The organism is Rathayibacter tanaceti, assembly GCF_001634385.1.
Lineage (GTDB): Bacteria > Actinomycetota > Actinomycetes > Actinomycetales > Microbacteriaceae > Rathayibacter > Rathayibacter tanaceti.
Genome location: NZ_LIIN01000001.1, coordinates 17,065 through 38,191, shown reverse-complemented (window position 1 = coordinate 38,191; position 21,127 = coordinate 17,065). Strand labels below are relative to the sequence as shown.

The following is a 21,127-nucleotide window of genomic DNA, read 5'->3' as shown; positions in this document are numbered from 1 at the left end:
CGCAGCTCAGCGGGAGCGGCGGCGCGGCACGCGAGTCCTGAGGACGAACGAGACCGTGCCGACGAGGCCGACGGCCAGGAAGTACCAGCCGAGGTCGCGAGCCCACACGAGAGCCGGGGTCGTGGTGGAGGCGAGGGGGACCTCGTCCACCATGGCACCCGGCTCGAACCATGTCAGGGAATCGATCGTCGACCCGTCGGGTGCGATGATCGCGCTGGTTCCGACGGTGGAGATGTTGACGACGCTGCGCCCGGTCTCGATGGCCCGGAGGCGCGCGATCGCGAGCTGCTGCACGCTCTCGTCCGTGCGGCCGAAATCGGCGTTGTTGGTCTGCCCGAGGATGACCTGCGCTCCCCCGTCGATCATGGCGTTGGTCAGGGCGTCGTCCGAGATGTCGAAGCAGATCGCGATGCCGGCCAGCACTCCGTTCACGTCGAACACATTCGGCCGAGTCCCGATCGAGTAGTCACGACTGACCAGATCGACGAGGTCGGGGGCGAACAAGCGCCAGAAGGCACGATCGGGCATGTACTCGGCGAAGGGAACGGGGTGCATCTTGTCGTAGACCTGGGTCGCTCCCTCCCCCGCCTTCCACAGCAGCGAGCTGTTGTAGAAGACGTCGTCGGAGGGGTTGGTGATCGTGCCGACGATGAAGGGGACGTCCATCGTGCGGCTGAGGTAGTCGAGAACCGCCGCCGACTGAGCGTTGCGCGTCGGGTCGATGTCGACACCGTTCTCGGGCCAGACGACCATGTCGACGTCCTCGTCGAGGATCGGCAGGGTCGCCGAGGTGTGATCCTCGAGGATCTGCCCCCGATAGCTCTGCGAGAACAGGCCCGCATCGGAGTCACCCTGCACCGCCGCGATCCGCGTCGTCCCCTCCGTCGGAGCCGGCCAGGCCGGGAAGACGAGCGCCACGACGGCGAAGCCACGAGCGCGGTCGAGCGCGACGAGGCCGGCACCGAGACCGTGCGAACCGCTTGGGCGAGCACAGCCGCGAGGAACGCGACGACGAAGCCGAGCCCGGCGAAGCGACCCAGGCGGCTAATCCGGCGAGCGGACTGATGGACTGGGAGAGGGCCAGCCTGCCCCAGGCGAATCCGCCGTACGGCCAGACGTTCGTGACCGTCTCACGCCCGATCCACAGGGCGGCGAGCACAGCGGGCAGGCCCACCATCCGGCCGAGCGGACCCGTCCAGACCCGGTAGCCCCGCGTCGACGCGACCGCCATCAGGCCTGCGGAGAGGGAGAAGAAGATCGCCTGGAGCACGGCCAGAGCGGCCCACGGGACCAGACCGAGGTAGAGGGTCAGCCAGGAGATGTGTACGCCCCAGAAGACGCCTCCGCCGACGAGGCCGACGAGGGCACCGCTCCAGAAGCCGCGCCCCGCGAGAGCGAAGAGGATCGCGGCCGTTCCGACGATCGCGAGCGGCCAGACATCGGAGTCGGGGAAACCGCGGTCGAGCACCGCCCCGCCGAGCGCAGAGAGGGGCACCGCGACCCACAGCGGGACTGTGCGCCCGTCCGCTGGAGGAGGAAGCGGCCTCATGCGACCGTCGAGTGGGCGACGATCCCTCGGCGCACCAGATCGAGGGCGGTCCGCGCGGCCCGCCCCACCTTGCCCTCGGCAACCACCGAGAGCTGATCGAGGAGGTCGATGGTCTGCTTAGCCCAGCGCACGAAGTCGCCGGCGGCCATGTCGGATTCACGGAGCACCGCGTCGAGCGGCATGCCCTTCGCCCACATGTTCATCGACAGGGCGAGGCTCGTCGAGAGAGGACTGCTGCCCGGGAGACGGTGATCGCGCTCGACGTCGTCGAGGCGGGCCCACAGCAGCTGCGTCCTCTCGAGCGCCTCAGGGAACGCGCCTCGGGGAAGGAACCTCTCACCGAGAGTCCCCTCCTCTCGCCGGGGCTCGAAGACGAGGCAGCACGCCATCGCGGCGAGGCCGCGGGATCGAGTTCGGTCCAGGCCTGCTTCCGCAGGCATTCGGCGACGAGGAGATCGCGTTCGCCGTAGATGCGGCGCAGCGTCCGACCATTCGGCGTGAGCGAGAGCTCCGCGAGGTCGTCGCGGCGGAAGTAGCCGAGCTCGAGCAGAACCTCGGTGATGCGGTCGAAGATGCGCGCCACAGCGCCGGTGCGCGAGCGGATCTGCCGTTCGATCTCATCGGTCTCGCGGCGCAGCTTCCACCAGCGCTCGGCCCAGCGAGCGTGCTGCTCGCGGTCGGAGCAGGCATGGCAGGGGTGAGCCTTCATCCGACGGCGAAGACTCGTCAACTGGCCCTGGCGCTTCTCCCGCTCGGCGTGCGAGGCCGATTCACCGCGCACCGCTCCCCTGCGTTCGAGATCGCCGATCTCGCGTCGGATCGCCGCGTACTGCTCGAAGTCGCCGAGATGGCACTGCATCGCCGTGACGTAACCCTCGAGCGACTCCTCTTGCTGCCGTACCCGACGCGCGAGGTCGACCACGGAACGGTCTGCCTGGAACTGCGCGAACGACGACTCGAGGATCTCGCGGGTGCGCGCTCGGCCGAACTGCTCGATGAGGTTCGCCGACATGTTGTAGCTGGGCCGGAAGCTCGAGTTGAGGGGGTACGTGCGGCGGGAGGCGAGGGAGGCGACGGCCTGCGGATCCATTCCGCCGCGCCACTGGATCACCGAGTGGCCCTCCACGTCGATCCCGCGGCGTCCGGCCCGGCCGGTGAGCTGCGTGTACTCCCCCGGTGTCACAGGGACCCGCGCTTCGCCGTTGAACTTCTCGAGCTTCTCGAGCACGACCGTCCGCGCGGGCATGTTGATCCCCAGGGCGAGTGTCTCGGTCGCGAAGACGACGCGAACCAGACGGCGTAGGAACAACTCCTCCACGACCTCCTTGAAGGCCGGTAGCATCCCGGCGTGGTGGGCGGCGACACCGCGCTGTAGCCCGTCGAGCCATTCCCAGTAGCCGAGCACGGCGAGGTCCTCGTCGCGGATGGTGCGACAGCGCTCCTCGACGATCGCGCGAATCTCGTCGCGTTCGTGCCGCTCCGTGAGCCGCACTCCCGAGCGCAGCACCTGACGCACGGCCTGATCGCATCCCGCCCGGCTGAACACGAAGAAAATGGCCGGCAGCAGGTTCTTGCCTCGGAGGATCTCGACGACGTCCGAGCGCAGCACCGCCTCCTCCCTCGGCGCGGCCTGGTACGGCCCACGCCCACCACGACCGGAACCGCGTCCGCCTCTGGCGCCGCGCTCGACCCTCGAACCGCCCTGTGCCATCCGCGCGAGCTCGGGGTTCACCCTGTTGGTCGCGGCGCGGCCGGACGAGTCGAACAGATCGACCAGCTTGCCGCCGACCAGCACGTGCTGGTCGAGCGGCACCGGACGCTCCTCCGAGACGATCACCTCCGTCTCGCCGCGGACGGTGTGGAGCCAGTCGCCGAACTCCTCGGCGTTCGACACGGTCGCGCTCAGCGAGACCAGCCGGACGCGCTGCGGGAGGTGGATGATGACCTCCTCCCACACGCGCCGCGGAACCGGTCGGCCAGATAGTGCACCTCGTCCATGACGACGTACGCCAGATCGCGGAGCAGATCGGAGTCGGCGTAGAGCATGTTGCGGAGGACCTCGGTCGTCATCACGACGATCCGAGCACGGGCATTCACATTGGAGTCGCCCGTGAGCAGGCCGACCTCGGACGCTCCATAGTCCTGGACGAACTCCTGGAACTTCTGATTGCTGAGCGCCTTCATCGGCGTCGTGTAGAAGACCTTCGCCGCCGGATCCTGCATGGCGAGGTGGATCGCGAATTCGGCGACCGCTGTCTTGCCTGCGCCCGTGGGTGCGGCGACCAGGACGCTGTGCCCGTCGTCGAGCGCGCTGCACGCCTCGTACTGGAACGGGTCGAGGTCGAATGCGAGGGTCGAGCGGAACGCCTCGACCCTCGCATGGCCCTGTCGGGTGCGGAACGCGGCGAAACGCTCTGCAGGAGACGGTTCGGTCACGCCGGCAGGTCGGAGGGACTGCCGTCGAACACGATCTGGCGCTTCGCTGCTCGTCTGTCGTGCAGGATCGCGATCCCGCAGGCCAGGAAGAACAGGAAGATGATCGGGATGGCCAAGAGGAACATTGAGATCGGGTCGGCCGCCGGCGTCGCGATCGCGGTGAACAGAACGATCGCCATGATCGCCAGTCGCCACGACTTGAGGATCAGCATCCCGGGCAGGACGCCGAGGAAGTTGAGCAGCACGAGGAACACCGGAAGCACGAAGGCGATTCCGACAACGAGGACGAGCTTGAGCACGAACTCGTAGTAGATCTTGGCGTCGAGGAAGCTCGCCGCGTCGGAGCCGGTGAAGCCGGTCAGCAACTCCACGATGTGCGGGAACACGAACCAGCCGGCCGCGCATCCTGCGAAGAACAGCGGAATGGCGGTCAGGATGAACCCGAGGCCGTACTTCATCTCTTTGCGGGTGAGCCCCGGGACGAGGAACGCCCAGACCTGGTAGAGCCAGACCGGGCTCGCCAGGACGATTCCCACCGTGATCGCGATCTGCAGCCTCAGGTCGAAGGCTCCGGCGATGGTCGGGAAGTTGAGGATCGCCTCTTTGCCCTGGCTTGCGGCAACGACGGCGATGGGAGCCTTCAGCGATTCGAAGACCCATTCCGAGGCGAACCAGCCGACGACGCAACAGATCACGATCGCGATCGCCGATTTGAAGAGCCTGTTGCGAAGCTCGATCAGGTGCGCCCCGAGCGACATGCGCCCATCGGGGTTCTTCGATCGCTTCGTCCGTGGCTTCTTCTCTGCCACGGAGGTCATTACTTGATCGGGGACTCGGGCGGCGTGGTGGTGCCGGTGGCGGTGGTCGAACCCGTGGAGCCCGCGGCGGTGCCGGTGGTCCCCTCGGCCGACTCACTGCGCTCAGTGCCGTCCTCGTCCTTCATGGTCTTGACCTCGCTCTTGAAGATACGCATCGACTGCCCGACGCTGCGGGCGAGCTGCGGGAGCTTGGGCGCACCGAAGAGCAGGAGGATCACGGCGAGGATGATCAGGAGGTGCCACCCCTGGAGGCCAGCGAACATTACAGACTCACTTCACTTGTCGGTTGCGGTGTATCAGGAGCTTACCCCGTTCGACCCGCGACGACCGAGAGTGGTCGATCCTGTCGCGCCGGGCGTCGCGCCGCGCCTCGTGCCGGCGCCGGACCGCATCCCGATCCGCGAACAGCGACGACCCCGGTCGTGGCGGTGCTGCCTCGATGGCGCCAGGGCTCACCGCCTCGAGTTTCGCGGTGACCTCTGCGAGCTGACCGAGCAGGAGCCTTCCCTTGCGCCAGTAGGAGAGTGCGAACAGGACGAGCACGGCCAAAGCGGCCAGCACGAGCACCAGCCAGATCAGGATCCACGACCACCAGGTCACGACGCCTCCTCTTCGTTCGCGGCCAGAGCGGCCGCCGCCCACTGGGCTACCGCGGAACGCGCCTCCGAGGGCGCCACCACCGTCACCAAGCCCGCGAGCGACGAAACCAGGCGGGTCAACCCCTCCAAGTGCGCTACGCGGAGCCGCACGAGGACAGCGCTGTCCTCGTCGCTCGGTGCAGGATCGGGGAACTCGGCATCCACCGCGTAGTCGCCGAGCAGGACCACAGCGCTCGGCGCGACGCGCAACTCCACGACGAGGTCCGAATCGGAGGCCTCGAACAGCCGCTCCGAGAGGGTCACCTCGTTCCGGCGGCGGACGATCGGGGTCCCCGTGTCGCGGAGCGAGCTCATCCGGTCGACCCGGAAGGTCCGCACTCCCTCCCGTAGATGGTCCCAGCCACGGAGGTACCAGTCGCGGTCGACGGACTCGAGCACGAAGGGGTCGACGAGCCGGGACTCCGTCTCGCCCCGCGCGCTGCGGTAGTCGAAGGCGACCTGGGTGGCGGAGGCCATCGCCGAGCGGAGCAGCGCTACGGTGCTGTCGGCTGTGCCGCGCGAGACGGCCACGGCGCTGGGCGCGGACGAGGCTCCTCGCGAGAGCTTGCCCATCAGGGAGGCGATCCGATCGTTGCCCTGGTTCTCGGGGAGCGCCGCGAGGTACTGCATACCGGCGATCAGAGCGGCGGCCTCACGCGCCGAGAACCGGGGCGACTCGTCTATCGCGACCTGCTGGGTCAGGACGATGTGGTCGTTCTCCTCGAAGTCGTCCCAGCTGATGTCGAACAGGTCGTTGGCCTGGTACTGCGCCGTCTCGCCGGGGATCCCGGAGACGGCGATGAGGCGCACGGCGCGGCGCACCTCCTCCTCGGGGATCTCGAAGTGCTCGGCCACCTCGTGCACCGAGACGCGCCCGCGGTCGAGCAGGTAGGGCACGAGCGAGAGCAGCACGGCGAGGCGATCGCGAGCCTGAAGCGAGCGAGCCTAGCCATGGACGCCTCCTGCGTGGTCGTCGAGGCTGCGGCGGAGGCGGTCGAGGACGCGCGTGCGCAGCTCCAGAGGCTCGAGGACGCGCACCTCGGGGCCGTAGCCGGCGAGCTCGTCCGCGAGGATGTCGGCGTCGGTGTAGTGCAGGCGCAGCGTGTCGTTCTCGTCGCCGGCCGGCTCGGCACGGCCGCGCAGACGGAGCGCGGCGTCGGAGGCGGGAGCGATCCGCACCAGCGCGCTGTTGCGCTGGAGGATCTCGTCGAGCTGGGCGAGCGCCGTCGCGGCGTGATCGCCCCCGGCCTCCGGCGCGGGACCGCCGGTCGTGACCGGTCCGACGATCCGGGAGAGCAGGAAGGTCCGCGTTCCCGCGGCGCCCTCGTCCCAGCCGTACAGGTGCCACCGGCCCTGGTGGTTGACCAGGGCGCGGGGCTGCACGGTGCGGATCCGCGGCTCCTCGCCTCCGGGCTTGAGGTAGGGGAAGCGCACGACCTGGCCGCGGTCGAGCGCGGCGGTCAGCGGCTCGAAGGAGGCCTCCCTGACCCGGATCGACGGGCTGATGCCGATGACCGGATCGACCGAGTCGACGCCGATCGAGCGCAACTTGATCAGCGCGCGCCGCGACTCGGCCGAGAGGGTGCCCTCGCGCCAGACCGCCCCCGCCAGACGCAGGAGGGCCAGCTCCTCCGGATCGAAGGTGAGATCGGCCGGGAGATCGTAGCTGTGCTTCGCGATCCGATAGCGGACCGTCTGAGTGTTCCCCGGGTCTCCCGGGGCGTCCACTGTCTCGATCGGGATGCCGAGCTCGCGCAGGTCGTCCTTGTCGCGCTCGAACTGGCGCTCGAGCGATGCCCGGTCGCCCCGATCGGACCGCTGCCGGTAGCCCTGCACCGTCGAGAGCACATCGGCCTTCGTCAGGCCGTTCTCTGCGGCGACGAGCGCCAGCACGAGATTGAAGAGACGCTCCTCGGCCGGGACGCGGCTCGAGGACGGGGCGTCGGCAGGCACGCCCTCCAGTCTAGGGCCGGGCCGGGTCAGGCCTTTCCGAGGATGTCGGCGACGAAGATCAGCGTCGCGCCGCCGGGGATCCCGCCCTGCGGCGAGCCCTGGGCTCCGTAGCCCTGGTCCGGAGGAATGACCGCGATCACCTGGGATCCGACGGGCTGGCCGACCAGCGCCTTCGCGAAGCCGGGGATGACGCCTCCCTGGGTGGTCGAGCCGTCGGCGGCGGCGAACACCGCGGGCCCGCCCTTCTCCCAGCTGGAGTCGAAGACCTTGCCGTCGCTCCACGTCCAACCCGTGTACGCGACGACCACCTGGTCGCCCTCGGCGATGACGTCGCCGTCGCCCTTCTTCAGCTGCGCTATACGCAGATCGGTCGGAGCGTCGCCGGAGGGCTTCGCGAGACCCGGGCGGCCGTCGGTGCCCAGCGTCACGTTCGGGAAGCCGTCGGGCACGGGCTGGGCCGCTCCGTCGGCGCGGGCGAGGGAGGCGCTGCGCACGTCGGCGACGAGGACGAGCGTGTCGTCGGGCGAGATGCCCAGCTGCGCGGAGGCCTGGCCGAAGCCGTCCTCCGGAGCGATGGCGATCGCCACCCGCGAGCCCACCCGGGTGCACAGCAGGCCCTCGTTGAGGCCGACCAGCCCGGCACCGCCGACGCCGAATCGCGCGCTGCTCGATCCGTCGTAGGGCGATGTCTCGAGCACGGTGCCGTCGGCTCCGTTCACCAGCGTGTAGTCGATCGTGACCAGCTGCCCCTTCTCGAGCGGGGATCCCGAGCCCTCGATCAGAGTGCTGACCTGGGTGCCGTCAGCCTTGAGCGGCGTCGGCACGGTGACCTCGGGCTTTGAGCCGAAGTCTCCCGTCGCGCTGACCGCCGACGAGGAGTTCCCGGAGGAGAAGGGTGCGTCGCAGTCCGCCTGTGAGGAGGACGCGGAGCATCCCGTGAGTGCGGCGACGATGCCGATGCCGGCGATGAGCGCGGTGGTCCTGCGCACGGGTCCTCGATTCGGGAGAAGGGGAGCGGTGACGCCCGGGGTGGTGACGGCCCGGAGGCCGGGAACAGCTTAGAGGATGCCCTCGTCGCCGCCGGCTCCGGCCGCCTCCTCGCCGAAGCCGCGCGCCCGCGAGAGCTCGGCACTGGCGGCGGACTCGCGCACGCGCTTGCGCAGGCTCTTCGGGCTGACGGCGCGTTCGCCGAGCGCGCCCGGCGTCCAGGCTTCGACGTCCTCGTCGCTGAAGTCGGTCTTCGAGGGACGGCGCTTGAGTTCGGGGAGGACGGTGTCCGGCGCGAGCCGACGAGCAGTGATCAGGAAGCCGGTGTGGCCGATCATCCTATGGTCGGGGCGGACGGCGAGTCCCTCGACGTGCCAACCGCGCACCATCGTCTCGTTCGAGGAGGGGTTCGTGAAGAGTCCGGACGACCGGATCGCCTCGGCCACCCGCGAGAGCTGCGTGACGGTGGCGACGTAACAGAGCAGCACTCCCCCGGGCGTGAGCGCCTCGGCGGCGACATCGAGGCACTCCCAGGGCGCGAGCATGTCGAGGACGACACGGTCGGCCTCACCGGAGGGAACGGTGCCGGGCAGCGCCTCCACCAGGTCTCCGACGGTGACGCTCCAGTTGTCCGGCGCGTAACCGAGGAACGTCTCGACGTTGGCGCGGGCGACCTCGGCGAACTCCTCCCTCCGCTCGAACGACGCCAGGCGACCCGCGGGGCCGACCGCGCGCAGCAGCCAGAGCGAGAGGGCCCCGGAGCCGACGCCCGCCTCGACGACGCGAGCGCCGGGGAAGACGTCGGCCAGCGCGAGGATCTGGGCGGCGTCCTTCGGGTAGACGATCGCTGCTCCGCGGGGCATCGACATGACGAAGTCGGCGAGCAGGGGACGTAGCGCCAGGTGGTCGACGCCGACGGTGTTGGTGACCACGGAGCCGTCGGGCAGGCCGATGACGGTGTCGTGCTCGATGCCTCCGCGGTGGGTGTGGAACACCTTGCCCGGAACGAGCGTGATGGTGTTCATCCGTCCCTTCGGGCCGGTGAGCTGGACGCGGTCGCCAGCACGGAAGGGGCCGGAATGCTGCAGTGCCTCACCGGTCATCGGCGGGCCTCCGTCTCGGTCGTGACCGGGCACGAGCCGCGGTGCTCGGAGGACACCGACGCGAGGTCTGCGAGGGTGCGGCCCGTGAGGGTGGGCCAGAGGGCGTAGGGGGCCGCTGTGTCGAGCTCGAGCTGGTGTGGCACTCCGATCGCGGCGGCACCCGAGGCGACCGCGGCGCCGAGACCGGCGTGGGAGTCCTCGATCGCCACGCACGCGGCGATGTCGACGCCGAGCGTGCTCGCCGCGAGGAGGTACGCCTCGGGGTCGGGCTTGCTGCGCTCGACCATGTCACCGCTCACGACGGCCGCGAAGGCGGGGAACGGGAGGCGGTCGACGACGGCGGAGGCCATCCGGCCGATCGACATGGTGACGAGCGCCTGCGGAACATTTGCCCGGCGCACGGCCTCCAGGAGCTCGAGGGCGCCGGGGCGCCACGGGATGCTGACGGCCAGCCGGGCGATCACCTCGTCCGTCATCCGATCGATGATCGCCTCGACAGACAGGTCGACGCCCTTGCCCTGCACAATCCGAGCGGACGCAGGCAGGCCGGAGCCGACCAGGCTCATCGCATCCTCGTGTGTCCAGACCCCGCCGAACGACGAGACGAGGGCGTGCTCCGAGGCCATCCAGTAGGGCTCGGTGTCGACCAGCGTGCCGTCCATGTCCCAGAGCACGGCTGCCGGGCCGCCCAGAGGGACGTGCTCGGAGGTCTGTGGGCGGGCGGAGGTCTCGGGAGTCACGAGCGACCATGGTACCGGCAGGGCGGAGGCTCCTCGGGGTCGGAAGCCGGGAGCGAACAGTGCCCCGAATCCGCGGGCCCGGGCGGACTGCGTCGGAGGCGGGTCTTATCCTGGACCGACGGGGCAGGCGCGATGTCCGCTCCCCCGACATCGAGCCGAACGCGGAGACCCTGCCTATGAACGTGATCACGGGGAACGTCCTGGTCGTGGCCTTCGAGGGCTGGAACGATGCCGGCGATGCCGCGAGCGGTGCGCTGCGCCTGGTCAAGGACGCCGGGGACTACGTGCCCCTCTTCGCGGTCGACGCCGAGCAGTACTACGACTTCCAGTACACCCGTCCGATGCTATCCATCGGCGAGGACGGGCGCCGCAGCCTCTCGTGGCCCGGCACGCAGATCTTCGGCCCGGCCGAGACCTCCGTCGACGCCGAGAGCGCCCTCTACCTCATGATCGGGACGGAGCCCTCTCGGAGCTGGAAGAGCTTCGCGGCCGAGGTCGTGGACGCCATGCTGGCGATCGACATCTCGGCGGTGGTCTTCCTCGGCGCGATGCTCGCCGACGTCCCGCACACCCGCCCGATCTCGATCTTCGCCTCCAGTGAGAACGCCGAGCTGCGCACCTCGTTCGAGCTCGAGCGCTCCAGCTACGAGGGGCCGGTCGCATCCTCAGCGTGATCGGCGAGGCCGCCCAGAAGGTGGGCATCCCGGCCGTTTCGATCTGGGCCTCCGTTCCGCACTACGTGCACAACGCGCCGTCGCCCAAGGCGATGCTGGCGCTACTCGAGAAGCTCGAGGAGATCGTCGGACTCGCGATCCCGCGCGGCGACCTCGTCGAGGAGGCCGAGGAGTGGGAGCGCGGCATCGACGCCCTGGCGGCCGAGGACGAGGAGATGGCCGCGTACATCGCGCAGCTCGAGCAGGCTCGCGACACCGTCGACTCCCCGGAGGCGAGCGGTGAGGCGATCGCGCAGGAGTTCGAGCGCTACCTCCGCCGCCGCGGCGACGGGCGCTCGGGCGAGGAGCCTTGGCGGCCGTAGCCGCAGGCGCAGACGGCCCTGCCGAGGCAGGCTCAGGCCGGGCGCACGCCGAGCAGTGCGTCGAGCGTGTCGCGGAGGAGCGCGGGGTCGTCGACCCCGTCGGTCAGGGCGGCGTCCACCACCGCAAGAGCTGCGGGAGTGTCGAGGTCGTCCGCGAGTGCCGCCCGCAGCTGCGCCAGCACCTCGAGACTCGAGCGCGGGCCGGAGGCGGTGAGCGACTCCTCCCAGCGGTTCACGCGCGCCTGAGCGGCCGGCAGATCGTCGGGCAGCCACTCCCAGTCGGAGCGGTAGTGGTGGGCGAGCAGCGCGAGGCGGACCGCCCTCGGGCCGACTCCCTCGCCCCGCAGCCGCGACACCAGCACCAGGTTGCCGAGCGACTTGCTCATCTTCTCGCCCTGGTAGGCGACCATGCCGGCGTGGGCGTAGGCACTCGCGAGCGGACGGCCCGAGAGCGACGCCGCGTGGGCAGCGCTGAACTCGTGGTGCGGGAAGGCGAGGTCGCTCCCTCCGCCCTGGAGCGTGAACTCGGGGCCGAGACGGTCGAGCGCAATCACGGAGCATTCGATGTGCCAGCCCGGACGCCCCCGGCCGACGGAAGCGTCCCACGCCGGTTCGCCCGCGCGCTCCGCCCGCCAGAGCAGCGGATCGAGCGGGTCGCGCTTGCCCGCACGCCCGGGATCTCCCCCGCGCTGCGTGAACAGCGACTCCATGGCCTCCCTGTCGAGAGCGCTCTCGCTCCCCAGGTGCCAGACGGCGCTCTCCGCGGCGGCGACGTCGTAATAGAGGTCGGCCGCGCCGGGCGCCGCTGCGTCGGAGGCGGGAACTCGGTAGGCGACGCCGTCCCGCTCCAGCCGGGCCACGGCCTCCGCGATGGGCGCGATGGTCTCGGTGACACCCACGTAGTGGGAGGGCGGCAGGATGCGCAGCGCGGCCATGTCGCCGCGGAACAGCTCGACCTGCTCCTCGGCGAGCTCTCGCCAGTCGACGCCGGTGGCCGCGGCGCGCTCGAGGAGTGGATCGTCGACATCGGTGACGTTCTGCGCGTAGTCGATCGAGTACCCGGCGTCGAGCCAGAGCCTCTGCACCGTGTCGAAGGCGAGGTAGGTCGACGCGTGGCCGAGGTGCGTCGCATCGTAGGGCGTGATGCCGCAGACGTAGAGGCGCGCGACTCCCTCGTCGGCGGCGAGATCGACGAGACCGCCGGTGGGCGTGTCGTGGATCCGGGGTACAGGCCCGCGGCCCGGCAGCGCGGGGACGACGGGGGCGTTCCAGGCGCGCATCTAGGCGGCGATGAGGCCGGTGCCGAGCGCAACCATCAGGACGACGCCGAGCACGATGCGGTAGACCACGAACGGGAGGAAGCTGCGACGCGAGATGTAGCTCATGAAGAACGCGATCACCACGAAGCCGACCACGAAGGCCACGACCGTCGCGACCAGTGTCTCGAGCCCGCCGACCTGGATCTGGTTGGGCAGCACCTCCGGGTCGCTGATGCTCTTGTACAGCTGGTACAGGCCGCTGCCGAACACGGCGGGGATGGCGAGCAGGAAGGAGTAGCGTGCCGCCGCCTTGCGCTCGTAGCCGAGGAAGAGGCCGGCGGTGATGGTGCCGCCCGACCGCGAGACGCCGGGGATCAGCGCGAGCGCCTGCGCGCCTCCGTAGACGAGGCCGTCGCGCACGCCGAGATCGCGCAGGCGGCGCTTCTTCGCGCCCACCGCGTCGGCGATGCCGAGGAGGATGCCGAAGACGATGAGCGTCGTCGCGACCACCCAGAGCGAACGGAGCGTCGTCTCGATCGCGTCCTGGAACACGAGGCCGAGGACGATGATCGGAAGGCTGCCGATGATGATCAGCCAGCCCATCCGGGCGTTCGGATCGGAGCGGGGCACGCGACCCACGAGCGAACGGCACCAGTTCGACACGATGCGCACGATGTCGCGCCAGAAGTAGATGATGACCGCGGTCTCGGTGCCCAGCTGCGTGATCGCGGTGAACGCGGCTCCGGTGTCGCGCCCGCCCAGACCGGGCAGCAGTTCGCTGACGATCCGGAGGTGGGCACTGGAGGAGATGGGGAGGAATTCGGTCAGACCCTGGACGAGTCCCAGGATCAGAGCGTCGAGCAGGCCCATGCGTCACTTTCGAGGAGGGCTGGTGCGTCGTCGGCCAGCAGGCGGTCGGTGTCGGTCGGAACTGACCTCAGGATCGCAGCAGGAGATCGGTCAGGACCTTCCTGCCAAACACTAGTGCGTCGAGTGGGACGCGCTCATCGACCCCGTGGAAGAGTGCCGGGAAGTCCAGTGACGGCGGGAGCTGGAGTGGCGCGAAACCGTATCCGGTGATGCCGAGTGTCGAGAGGGCCTTGTTGTCGGTGCCCCCCGAAAGCAGGTAGGGCAGCACCTCCGCCTCCGGATCGAACCGCCGGAGCGAGGCGGCCATGCTCTCGACGAGCGGCCCGGCGAAGGGCACCTCGAGCCCGATGTCGCGGTGCTGCACTAGTATCTCGACGTGCTCGCCGGCGAGGACCTTCAGCCGCTCGAGGACCGCGTCCTCCTCCCCCGGCAGCACACGGACGTCGATCGTCGCCTCGGCGGTGTCCGGGATGACATTGGCCTTGTAGCCGGCGGAGAGCATCGACGGGTTGGCCGTCGTGCGCAGCGTGGCCGCGATGAACCGGGAAGCGGTACCGGTGGCGAGGGCGAGCTCCTCCGGTGTGCTGCGTTGCGGGTCGTGACCGAGCAGGCGTGCCACCTCGTCGAGCAGCTCACGTGTGGTGTCGGTGAGACGAGTGGGCCACTCCTCACTGCCGATGCGCGCGATGGCCTGCGCGAGTCGCGTGACCGCGTTCTCGGTGTTGATCTGAGAGCCGTGCCCGGCGGTGCCGTGGGCACGCAGGGTCAGCCACATCAAGGCCTTCTCGCCGGTCTGCACGAGGTAGGCGCGTTTGCCCGCCAGCTCGATCGAGTAGCCGCCGACCTCGCTGATGGCCTCGGTCGCCCCGGCGAACAGCTCCGGTCGGGTGCGGACGAGGTGGGCGGACCCGCGCACTCCTCCGGCCTCCTCGTCGGCGAAGAAGGCGACGACCAGGTCACGGGACGGGCGGCGGCCCTCGCGGAGGATGTCGCCCAGTGAGGCGAGGATCATGGCGTCCATGTTCTTCATGTCGACCGCGCCCCGGCCCCAGAGCATGCCGTCCTTGATCACGCCGCCGAAGGGATCGACGCTCCAGTTGTCAGCGATGGCGGGCACCACGTCGAGGTGCCCGTGCACCACGAGCGCGCCGCGCTCGCGATCCTCACCGGCGACCCGGGCGACGACACTGGTGCGTCCCGGATCGGAGTCGATCAGCTCGGGCTCGAGGCCGAGATCGCGCAGCTTCGCGGCGACGTACTCGGCGGCCGGTCGCTCGGGTTCGGCCTTGCCGTCGCCGTAGTTGCTCGTGTCGAAGCGGATGAGGTCCCGCGCGATCAGCGCGGTCTCGTCGAGGCGTGCATCGGTCCGGTCTGCGCTGTCGGGCATGCGAGCAACGGTACCGCGCAGGCGCCGCCCGCCTCCGCACCCGCACGAGAGAGGCCGCCCGACGGCCGGGCTGCGGAGGGTGCGACCGCGTTCCCGGAGGTGGCGGAACGGCTCTCCGAACCGTGCTAATGTCTTCTTCGGCCGCGGAAACGCAGGCCGAAAACAACACCCGTCCGGGTGGCGGAAATGGCAGACGCGCTAGCTTGAGGTGCTAGTGCCCGTATAGGGCGTGGGGGTTCAAGTCCCCCCTCGGACACAGGATCTTCCCCCGCGGCTCATCGCCCGGGGGAAGTCGTGGTTAACGGGCCGAGGAACAGCCGGAAGGTCTCGTCCTCCCGGGCCATGCCCGCCTGCTGCTCATGAACGTCGGCGTCTGTCGACCTCTGCCCGGTACAGGGCCTCGTAGCGACCCGTCCGAACGAACCCGTGCAGCCACGCGATCGCCCCGTCGAGGTCGTCGAACTCGCCCGCCTCCTGCGCGCGGACGGAGGCGGTGACCACCGGCGCCATGCCGATGCCGGGCCGGACGCCGGCGTCGAGGAGGTGCCGACCGCGCAGAAGCGGTGCAGCGGCTGCTCCGCCCGGCAGGGTCGCCGCGACAGCGAGCCACAGGGGTCCGGGAGCCGGCTTCCGGCCGGCTTCACGACCGGTCAGATCGGCCTCGACCACGCGCGCCCAGGTCGCGAGCGACGGGCCCGCGCCGGAAGGCCCCGCGAGGCGATGCAGGAGGCGACGCACGGCGGGTCGAGTGGGACCGCTGAGGTGGCTCATGTGCTCCGCGATGAGGACCCCGACCTGGTCGATGAGCTCAGCGGGCGCGCCCACCCGGGACAGGAGCGCACGAGCAGGGGCGACGCCCGCGTGAGCGTGTCCGCGAGAGGTGATCCGCCCGTCGTCCTCCCGGTGGGTGTGCGTCGCCTTCCCGAGATCGTGAAGGAGGGCCGTCGTGACCAGGAGGAGGCGTTCGTCATCGTCGAGTCCGTCACGATCGGCGATCGCCACCGCCGCATCGGCCGCGAGGGCGAGGTGCCGGTGCACGTCGCCCTCCGGGTGCCAGACCGGGTCCTGCGGGACGCCGCGGGTGGCGGCGAGTTCGGGCAGGTGCCGCTCCCACCCGGTCTCCTCGAGTGCGGTCAGCGCGTGGGAGAAGGATCGGCCGCGGGTCAGGAGCTCCACCAGCTCGGCCCACACCTGCTCTCGGACGAGGGACGGGACGGCCTCGGCGGTCGACCGGGCGAGTGCGGCCGTCTCGGGGGCGATCGTGAAGCCGAGCCGGCCCGCGAGCGTCACCGCACGGAGCACCCGGAGCGGATCGGTGGCGACGTCGACGGCGATGTGTCGCAGGACACCCGCGGCGAGGTCGGCGACTCCGTGATGCGGGTCGATGAGGTGTCCCGTCGTGGGGTCCCAGCCGATGGCGTCCACCGTGACGTCCTGGTCGCCGAGCGCGTCCGCGGCGTCGAGCGCGTCCGCGGCGTCGAGGCGCTGAGACGTCGCTCGGTGTCGGTTGGAGGAAGCGCGCCGCGGCAGGCGCACCTCCACGTCCCCGCCGGGCGCGTGCACGATGACGGCACCCGAGGACTCGCCGGGTTCGTCCACTCGGCCGACGGCCTGAAGGGCGCCGACGAGCTGCCGGACGTCCAGGGGGCCGAGCGTCTGGATGGCGACGGTGCCGTCGTGATCAGCCCCCGTCAGCGCATCTCGGACGGCTCCGCCGACGATCAGGGGGTGCCCGCCCGCTCGGACGACGGCGGCGACGATCGCGCGCGCGGCCGGCGTCAGGACGACCAGGTCCGGGTGGGTCATGCCTCGACTATGCCCGCTCGCGGCGCACTCGTTTCCTGCGGGTCGCTCTGAACGGCGTTCCCGACATCGACCGACTGGCCCGGCAGCAGAACGCGGCGCGTCCGAGGAGATGCGACGTCAGCGGCGCACGACGACCGCGACGCTCGAGCGCCGATAGCATCGGCCCGTGCTGATCCTCCCGCGCCACCCGCTCGCCTCGACCGACGGCGGATCGACGGTGCTCGCGGACGAGAGGGGAACGGTCGTCGTGTTCGTGCACCCGCGCATCAGTCCGCCGGAGGGTGCGCCGGCGGGGTGGGACGAGATCCCCGGCGCGCGCGGCTGCACCGCGGAGTCGCGCTCCTTCCGCGATCTCGCCGCGGACTTCGGTGCACTGGACGTCCGCGTCATCGGCCTGTCGAGTCAGTCGCCGGAGGAGCAGCGCGAGGCGCACGCCCGTCTGCACCTGGGGTATCCGCTCGTGTCCGACGAGGAGCTGCACCTGCGGGATGTGCTCAACACGATCGAGGTCGAGGGACGCACGCTGTATCAGCGCTGCACTCTGATCCTCGACGAGGGCGTGGTCGCGCACCGCATCGACGACATCACCGATCCGGAGGCTCACCCCTCGGACGTTCTGCGCATGCTCGCGGCTCGTTCCACAGCAGCGCGACGCCCCTGAGTCAGGCCGAGCCACTGGCCGTCGCGATCGATCGCCGCGCGCCGCAGCTACGCTGCCCGAGTCACTGTCGCCGGGGCCCAGCCCAGCGCCGGCGCGATGGAGTCCGCAACGGTGCGCAGGAGCCGGGCGTGTACTCAACGCCGAGCTGGTTGGGGACGGTCAGCAGCAGGGTGTCCGCCTCCTGGACGGCGACGTCCCCCGCGAGCTCCGCGGCGAGGACATCGGGCTCGCCCGTGAAGCTGCGGCCGAAGCGTGCGCGCACGCCCTCGAGGGAGGTGATCTGGTCGCGTTCGCCGCGGCCGCCGAAGTAGAGGCGGTCGAGGTCGCTCGTGATCGGCAGGACGCTGCGCGAGACGGAGACGCGAGGAGTGCGGTCCCAGCCCGCCTCCTCCCACGCCGACCGGTACTCGCGGATCTGACGCGCCTGGAGCTCGTCGAAGGGGATGCCCTCCTCCTCGAGCAGAAGGGTGGAGGACTGGAGGTTCATGCCCTGCTCCGCCGCCCAGCGGGCGGTGGCGAAACTGCCGGCGCCCCACCAGATGCGGTTCTCGAGACCGGGCGAGCGCGGCTCGATCGAGAGCGGGACCGACTGGCCCGTCATCGCGGGGTCGGACTGAGCGACCGGTGCGCCTGCGAGCGCCTCACGGAAGAGCTGCACCTTGTGTCGGGCGAGATCGGCGTCGGTCATTCCCTCGGGAGGGACGAAGCCGAAGGCCTCCGAGCCGCGCAGCGCGGTCTCGGGCGATCCCCTGCTGACTCCGAGTTCGAGCCTGCCGCCCGAGAGCAGGTCGGTCGCGGCCGCCTCCTCCGCCATGTAGAGCGGGTTCTCGTAGCGCATGTCGATCACGCCGGTGCCGATCTCGATGCGGCGCGTGCGTGCGGCGATGGCCGCCAGCAGTGGGAACGGCGACGCCAGCTGCGGCGCGAAGTGGTGGACGCGGACGTAGGCGCCGTCGAGCCCGATCTCTTCGGCCGCCTCGGCGAGTTCGACCGTCTGGAGCAGGACGTCTCGCGCGGTGTGCGTCATCGACCCGGGCACCGACTGGTAGTGACCGAAGGAGAGGAAGCCGATGCGCGAGACCATGCTCCGTTCAGCGTCCGACCGGTCGGCGGTATTCCCCGGTCGCTCCGCAATGGTGGGGCGACCGGCGTCGACGACGGGCCTGAAGGTCAGCGGCAGAACGCGTCGAGGAGCGATCGACACTCGTGGGGATGCAGCGGTACCGCACCACCGTGGACACCGCACCGCCCTGGACACCGCACCGGACTCAGGAGGCGTCGAAGTCCACGGAGAGCGAGGCGGTGACCTCGATGTCCTCCGGCTTGAGGGCGAGCGACTCCTCCGACGAACCGAACGTCGCGGTGCGGCTCATCAGCGCCGGCCCCCCTCGATGCGCGTGTTCGGGCGCAGGCCGGGCTCGAAGAGAGCCAGCAGGCGCACGTCGGGGCGCCCGAGGGCTGCGGCGTAGGCCTCCGCTCGCTCCCGGGCATCGCGCACGGCGGCCATGCGGACATCGCGCTCGATGCTCGCTCGTCGAGCGGCCGTGACGTCCCAGTCGACTCCGGAGACCTGGACCCCCGGGACCTCCGCGATCGACCCGACCCACTGCCCGAGAGCTGCGACATCGCGGTACTTCACCCGCACTCCGGCGGCCGCGACAGGGAACAGCTGCGCGACATCGGAGTCCTTGAGGAACCGGCGGACCATCGAGACGGAGACCTGGTCGGCGGACCACCAGGTGGCGACGCCCGAGGCCCGCTCGGCCGCCGCCTCCTCGCGCATCCGCGCGTGCAGGACGCTGACCTCGGACAGCGCCTGCGGCCGCGAGCGCGATTCGCGCCGGATCTCGAGGCGGACCGTTCCGCGCTCGGCGGGATGGAAGTGCTGGGCGAGACCGGCGACGGCGATGGCGCCCATGGCCCCATCGTGCCGCGCGCACCCCTCAGCCCCGCGCGGTCATCATGCTTCGGATCCGCTCGGCCAGCGCTCGCTCGGTCGTGAGGTTGCTGAGCAGCTGCGCACGGTGGCCGCCGCAGGCGCCGGGGATCACCTGGCCGGTGCTCGGGTCGATCCGGCCGCGCAGAGCACGCTCGCCCTGGGCGATCGATTCCTCGAGAAGCGCGAGCCGACGCGCGAGGCGCTCGGACTCGAAGCTCTCGACCGAGATGTGGTACTGGGAGGTGTGGCCAGCGGTGAATGCGGGGACGCTCATCATCATCCGTTTCGTCGGGGCGCCCATCATCGGCACCTTCATCAGAGAGACGTGCGGGATCGGCGATCATGACGCGGCGGCGCGAAACGCACGATCAGGTGACACCCCCTTCCTCGATCAGGACCGGAGAACAGCGAGGTCCTCGTTCTCGACGATGGCGAGAGTGCGCACGAGACGGGTGTAGCGCTCGACCAGACTGCGTTCTTCCGAAGCCTGGCCCAGCAGAGCGGTGATGCTCTCGGCGGGGAAGAGGGAGACGATCTCCATCGCGACGGCGCGGGCGTGCTCGGAGGACAGAGCTCGGGCGTACTCGATCGCGCGGGTCAGCTGCGGGCGCTGCTCCGGATCGGCAGTGGGGTCGGCCGCCGCGGAGGCGGCATGGCCCAGGACGGCCACGAAGACCCGGGCGATCTCGTCGACCCGGAGCGCCCTGACCAGGGTCAGCAGGCGGGAGGAGACGCGCGAGACGCCGCGCGCGAGGAGTTCGCCGCCCAGCGCGCGGACCTCGATGACGTCGCCGCCGCCGAAATCGCCCGAGACGCGCTTGATGCCGGAGGCGAACAGGCTCGATCCCGCGGCGATGCTCCGCTCGGCCTCGAGATTGATCTCGACACGGCCCCGCGCGGTGGCGACCCCCGAGATCCAGCGCTGCTCGATCGGAGGATGCGCATGAACGGCGCGCACGAGCGTCCCCGGGCCGGGGCCCTCCAGAGCGCCGAGGATGACGTCGGGGGTGCGCGATCCGGCGATCCTGGTCGAGACGCCGTTGTGCGCTGCGAGCTCAGCGGCGCGCAGCTTCGAGCGGATCCCGCCACGACCGGTGCCGCCCTTCTGCACCCCGATCCGGCGCAGCTCCGCGATGCCCAGCTCATCGAGATGCACCCCCTCGGCGATGCTGCCCGCGAAAACGCCGGGCACATCGGTCAGCAGAAGGAGCAGATCTGCACCGAGGAGCATGGCCAGGCCTCCTGCGACACCGTCATTGTCCGAACCGGCGGAGTCGATGGTGTCGTTGCCGTTGACCACCGGCACGACGCCTGCGTCGAGAGCGTTGCGGATCGCTTCCGCGACGTGCGACATCTGCCCGGGTGAGGCCAGATCGGACTCGCCGATCAGGATCTGCGCGACCAGTGAGCCAGAGAGCTCGGCGACCGAGCGGTAGAACCCCATGAGCACGGTCTGACCGACGGCGGCGGCCAGACGCGGGCTGATCGGCTCGTCCTGGGAGCGAGCGAAGAGCGCCCGACCGGAGGAGACGGCGCCCGAGGAGACGAGCACGACGTCCCAGCCCAGAGTCCTGGCGGCGAAAGCGCTCTCGAGGGCGCTGGCCAGAAGCACGGGATCGGGGCCGGACTGCTTGGTGACCGAGCTGGAGCCCATCTTGACCACGAGGGTGCGTCGACGCGGTGCGGCCGGTGCGTCGGGAGCGGTGACGTCGAGGTCGGCAGGGTCGGTCAGGGCGTCGGGCATGGCTCCCATGCTAGAGGCGGCGACAGGGGCGGCTCGGCTCGGTGACGCGGCTGTCGGCGCCCGCCCTGGCCGTGTCGGAGGAGGGTGGCAGACTGCGCGGAAGCGCTTTCACCAGTGGCGCGGAGGCTCCTCCACAGGCGGCCCCTCCGAAGCGTTCTCCCCTCCCTCCGCGGGACCCTCGGCGGATGTCGGTAGCGATTG

General features: G+C 70.5%; 18 protein-coding genes, 1 tRNA gene and 3 pseudogenes. 3 read left to right on the top strand and 19 right to left on the bottom strand.

All coding sequences use genetic code 11. The annotated features are described in order from the left end of the window. Window positions 1–6 precede the first annotated feature (6 nt). The 11 genes and pseudogenes from lnt to ACH61_RS00110 form a co-directional block, all read right to left on the bottom strand. The gene (lnt, locus tag ACH61_RS15910) at window positions 7–918 is read right to left on the bottom strand and encodes an apolipoprotein N-acyltransferase (RefSeq protein ID WP_082844889.1); all 912 of its coding nucleotides are present in this window, start codon (window positions 916–918) and stop codon (window positions 7–9) included. After that, window positions 848–1,495 (bottom strand): hypothetical protein, encoded by a 648-nt coding sequence (locus tag ACH61_RS15905; protein WP_082844888.1) that lies wholly within the window; start codon window positions 1,493–1,495, stop codon window positions 848–850. The genes lnt and ACH61_RS15905 overlap by 71 nt, the downstream gene beginning before the upstream one ends. 50 nt (window positions 1,496–1,545) lie before the next feature. Then, window positions 1,546–3,985 (bottom strand): annotated as a pseudogene (locus tag ACH61_RS00150) (DEAD/DEAH box helicase). Continuing rightward, window positions 3,982–4,803, bottom strand: a complete 822-nt coding sequence (gene tatC / locus ACH61_RS00145; RefSeq protein WP_413784011.1) for a twin-arginine translocase subunit TatC — start codon at window positions 4,801–4,803, stop codon at window positions 3,982–3,984. The pseudogene ACH61_RS00150 and the gene tatC overlap by 4 nt, the downstream one beginning before the upstream one ends. Then, window positions 4,803–5,066, bottom strand: coding sequence for a Sec-independent protein translocase subunit TatA (tatA, locus tag ACH61_RS00140; protein WP_068207049.1), 264 nt, complete (start codon window positions 5,064–5,066; stop codon window positions 4,803–4,805). Before tatA ends, tatC begins: the two co-directional genes overlap by 1 nt. A 7-nt stretch (window positions 5,067–5,073) precedes the next feature. Beyond that, the gene (locus ACH61_RS00135; RefSeq protein WP_068207046.1) at window positions 5,074–5,403 is read right to left on the bottom strand and encodes a hypothetical protein; all 330 of its coding nucleotides are present in this window, start codon (window positions 5,401–5,403) and stop codon (window positions 5,074–5,076) included. Then, the gene (locus tag ACH61_RS00130; RefSeq protein WP_068207042.1) at window positions 5,400–6,353 is read right to left on the bottom strand and encodes a helix-turn-helix transcriptional regulator; all 954 of its coding nucleotides are present in this window, start codon (window positions 6,351–6,353) and stop codon (window positions 5,400–5,402) included. Before ACH61_RS00130 ends, ACH61_RS00135 begins: the two co-directional genes overlap by 4 nt. 33 nt (window positions 6,354–6,386) lie before the next feature. Then, window positions 6,387–7,394, bottom strand: coding sequence for a helix-turn-helix transcriptional regulator (locus ACH61_RS00125; protein WP_068207039.1), 1,008 nt, complete (start codon window positions 7,392–7,394; stop codon window positions 6,387–6,389). A gap of 26 nt (window positions 7,395–7,420) precedes the next feature. Next, complete coding sequence (locus tag ACH61_RS00120; RefSeq protein ID WP_068207036.1) at window positions 7,421–8,383, bottom strand: FKBP-type peptidyl-prolyl cis-trans isomerase; 963 nt, start codon at window positions 8,381–8,383, stop codon at window positions 7,421–7,423. Window positions 8,384–8,452: 69 nt separating this feature from the next. Next, window positions 8,453–9,484: a tRNA (adenine-N1)-methyltransferase gene (locus ACH61_RS00115; RefSeq protein WP_068207033.1), complete on the bottom strand. Its 1,032-nt coding sequence runs from the start codon at window positions 9,482–9,484 to the stop codon at window positions 8,453–8,455. Beyond that, on the bottom strand, window positions 9,481–10,224 hold the full coding sequence (locus tag ACH61_RS00110) for an HAD family hydrolase (RefSeq protein ID WP_269085043.1): 744 nt from the start codon (window positions 10,222–10,224) through the stop codon (window positions 9,481–9,483). Before ACH61_RS00110 ends, ACH61_RS00115 begins: the two co-directional genes overlap by 4 nt. A gap of 176 nt (window positions 10,225–10,400) precedes the next feature. Between ACH61_RS00110 and ACH61_RS00105 the strand changes: the two are divergent. Further along, window positions 10,401–11,260, top strand: a pseudogene (locus ACH61_RS00105) (proteasome assembly chaperone family protein). Window positions 11,261–11,292: 32 nt separating this feature from the next. Here ACH61_RS00105 and mshC read toward each other — a convergent pair. The 3 genes from mshC to ACH61_RS00090 all read right to left on the bottom strand — a co-directional run bounded on the left by mshC (window position 11,293) and on the right by ACH61_RS00090 (window position 14,776). Further along, window positions 11,293–12,540, bottom strand: a complete 1,248-nt coding sequence (mshC, locus tag ACH61_RS00100) for a cysteine--1-D-myo-inosityl 2-amino-2-deoxy-alpha-D-glucopyranoside ligase (RefSeq protein ID WP_068207030.1) — start codon at window positions 12,538–12,540, stop codon at window positions 11,293–11,295. Next, window positions 12,541–13,389 carry an undecaprenyl-diphosphate phosphatase gene (locus tag ACH61_RS00095; RefSeq protein ID WP_068207027.1) on the bottom strand — a complete coding sequence of 283 codons (849 nt, stop codon included), beginning with the start codon at window positions 13,387–13,389 and terminating at the stop codon, window positions 12,541–12,543. A 67-nt stretch (window positions 13,390–13,456) separates the two neighbouring features. Further along, complete coding sequence (locus tag ACH61_RS00090; protein WP_068207018.1) at window positions 13,457–14,776, bottom strand: M20/M25/M40 family metallo-hydrolase; 1,320 nt, start codon at window positions 14,774–14,776, stop codon at window positions 13,457–13,459. 171 nt (window positions 14,777–14,947) lie between these two features. Between ACH61_RS00090 and ACH61_RS00085 the strand changes: the two genes are divergently transcribed. Next, a tRNA-Leu gene (locus ACH61_RS00085) sits at window positions 14,948–15,032 on the top strand. A 101-nt stretch (window positions 15,033–15,133) separates the two neighbouring features. Here the strand turns inward: ACH61_RS00085 and ACH61_RS00080 are convergent. Next, window positions 15,134–16,582 carry an HD domain-containing protein gene (locus ACH61_RS00080; RefSeq protein ID WP_068207016.1) on the bottom strand — a complete coding sequence of 483 codons (1,449 nt, stop codon included), beginning with the start codon at window positions 16,580–16,582 and terminating at the stop codon, window positions 15,134–15,136. 166 nt (window positions 16,583–16,748) lie between these two features. Here ACH61_RS00080 and ACH61_RS00075 point away from each other — a divergent pair, with 166 nt between their 5' ends. After that, on the top strand, window positions 16,749–17,243 hold the full coding sequence (locus tag ACH61_RS00075) for a peroxiredoxin (RefSeq protein ID WP_068207014.1): 495 nt from the start codon (window positions 16,749–16,751) through the stop codon (window positions 17,241–17,243). A gap of 47 nt (window positions 17,244–17,290) precedes the next feature. Here ACH61_RS00075 and ACH61_RS00070 read toward each other — a convergent pair. The 4 genes and pseudogenes from ACH61_RS00070 to proB form a co-directional block, all read right to left on the bottom strand. Continuing rightward, window positions 17,291–18,327: pseudogene (locus ACH61_RS00070) on the bottom strand (LLM class flavin-dependent oxidoreductase). A gap of 288 nt (window positions 18,328–18,615) precedes the next feature. Further along, on the bottom strand, window positions 18,616–19,161 hold the full coding sequence (locus ACH61_RS00065) for an SIMPL domain-containing protein (protein ID WP_068207012.1): 546 nt from the start codon (window positions 19,159–19,161) through the stop codon (window positions 18,616–18,618). A 25-nt stretch (window positions 19,162–19,186) separates the two neighbouring features. Beyond that, complete coding sequence (locus ACH61_RS00060) at window positions 19,187–19,486, bottom strand: hypothetical protein (RefSeq protein WP_153038763.1); 300 nt, start codon at window positions 19,484–19,486, stop codon at window positions 19,187–19,189. An 87-nt stretch (window positions 19,487–19,573) separates the two neighbouring features. Next, entirely contained in the window at window positions 19,574–20,926 is a 1,353-nt protein-coding gene (gene proB / locus ACH61_RS00055) for a glutamate 5-kinase (protein WP_158286066.1), read from the bottom strand. Between the last annotated feature and the right edge of the window lie 201 nt (window positions 20,927–21,127).